1 protein-coding gene and 1 pseudogene are annotated in these 2,024 nt (G+C 43.3%); both read right to left on the bottom strand.

Annotated features, from left to right (window positions below; translation table 11 throughout):
• A partial coding sequence (locus VJ937_RS02575; RefSeq protein ID WP_324065342.1) for a fused MFS/spermidine synthase occupies window positions 1-1,290 on the bottom strand: 1,290 nt, incomplete at its 3' end.
• Window positions 1,291-1,729: 439 nt separating this feature from the next.
• Window positions 1,730-2,024, bottom strand: a pseudogene (locus tag VJ937_RS02570) (hypothetical protein); the annotation flags it as partial.

Genomic DNA, 2,024 nt, shown 5'->3' with positions numbered 1-2,024 from the left:
CAAATGGCGCAGGGTAAACACAAGGGCTAAAAAAAGCAATATGGCCACCAGCAAAATACTCCTGCCCGTACCTGCCAGCGGGATAAATAAAAATGCAGCAATTAGCGGTCCAACAAAAGACCCCAACGCATTGGCCAGCATGATGCGGCCCACATTCCTGCCCACATTTTGGTATGATTGGGTATATAAATCAACAGCAAAAGGAAAAGCATAACCAGATACGGCTGCCACGGGCAGTATCACAATAATGGAAACAACCACAGGAATAATCAGCAAGCGGGTAAAATGTGTATTAAAAACATCATGCAAAGGGAAAAGCATCGCTTCGGGCAAATTTAACAGCACGATAAGGCCAAAAACACTCAGTGCAGCCAATAAAATATACAAAAGCGTAATGCGCTTGCCCGGAGCTGCCACTTTATTCCTGCCCGATTTGTAATACCAGCTGCCTGCAAACAATCCTGCAATTACCAGCGAGGCGATAAGAGAAAACGTATAACTGGTATTGGTAAGGTAAACCTTTAGCATGCGCACCCATATCACCTGCAGGGCAATAACCGCTAAACCACACATGAAAGTGAGCATTAAAGCCGGCCTACGCCAATCGGCTGCAGGCTTTTTCTTTTTAGCCTCCCTATCTGGCACAGACGCCTCATCGACACCAGGTAATGGCATAAAACGCCAGGCCACAAAGGCAAGCATTAACATCACAAATGTACCGGCAGCAACCGTTTCTAGCTGGCCTAACTGTCCCAGAAAAACAAAACCGGTGATCAAACCACCCAATGTACTTCCAAGGGTTTCAAGACCGTAAATGTGGCCCATATGATGCTTAATCTGGTCATTACCGCGAATCAGTATTTTGGCAATTGTCGGCAAAATACCACCCATAAAAAACGCCGAAACAATAAGCATAATAAATGCCACGAGGTAGACAATACTTTCACGCAAAACTACACCGGTACCGGCCATGGTTTCATAAAGCCCGGGCAGTCCAAAGCTGAAAAGCACATAGTTGACCACCCCGAGTAATCCGATAATACCAAAGAGGGCAGCGAGCAAATGTTTATTGGGTTTAAGCCTGTTAATATATCGCCCCCAAAACATGCCGCCAAAACCAAGTCCACCCATGAAAGTGGCCAGCACTAGCGTAGAAGCAAAAACCGTAGAGCCCAAATAGAGCGATAAAATACGGTTCCAACTGATCTCAAAAACCAGGAAACTAAATCCTGCAAAGAATACAACTATTTGAGGTATCAAACTTATTTTGTGGTAGCTATGTTTCGTCATTTGGATTGCCATTTAAAAATACCAAAACTACATAAAAATAACGAAATAGCATTGGATACCAAAGCAACCAGCATAGAATACAAAGTGCTTCCTTTCGCGTGCTTTGTATTAAACGTGGTATGCCATTTTTAACCACTAAGCACACCAGGAACAAATAAACATCTGCGAGCAAAGCCGGAATTCTGCCAGTTGCGTGCTATTACTCACCGCCTTGCCACGGGGAACACAGAGACAATATCCTTCTTCGCGTTTCTCCGTGCTCTTTGTGTCCTCCGTGGTTGATCTTTTTTAACCACTAAGGACCCCCCGATCGCGCGGATTTGCAATCCGTGCGCGCTACCTACGTCAAAACTACAAGATAACTAAATATTCAAAGACACATCGTGCACGGAAAACATTTCCGCGCGATCATAATTGAAGGTCTGTTTTTAAGCAACAGTTAATTATAAGTAATCAACTTTTGCGTTTCTATCACAACCTCAATTGCATACGGCAAATTAGCATAATTTCTCGCAGAACTGAAAAAATATTCCCACGGCTCTTTTACCAACATATTTTCCACCGGATTTTGATGGATATATTCCAACTTTTCATAGAAAAATTTATTGCTGTAAATCAGTTCCGGGTGATTGCCATCTTGCCATACTTTATAGTTTTGTTGGCGTTTCAGTCCTTTGCAATAATGTTTCAGCAATGGTAAAATCCATTCCCGTCTGCTTTCCGGTTCTTCCTGT

Source organism: Salinivirga sp. (genome assembly GCF_035268865.1).
Taxonomy (GTDB): Bacteria; Bacteroidota; Bacteroidia; order Bacteroidales; family Salinivirgaceae; genus Salinivirga.
The sequence above is the reverse complement of the archived record's forward strand: the minus strand, read 5'-3'. Positions and strand labels throughout refer to the sequence as shown.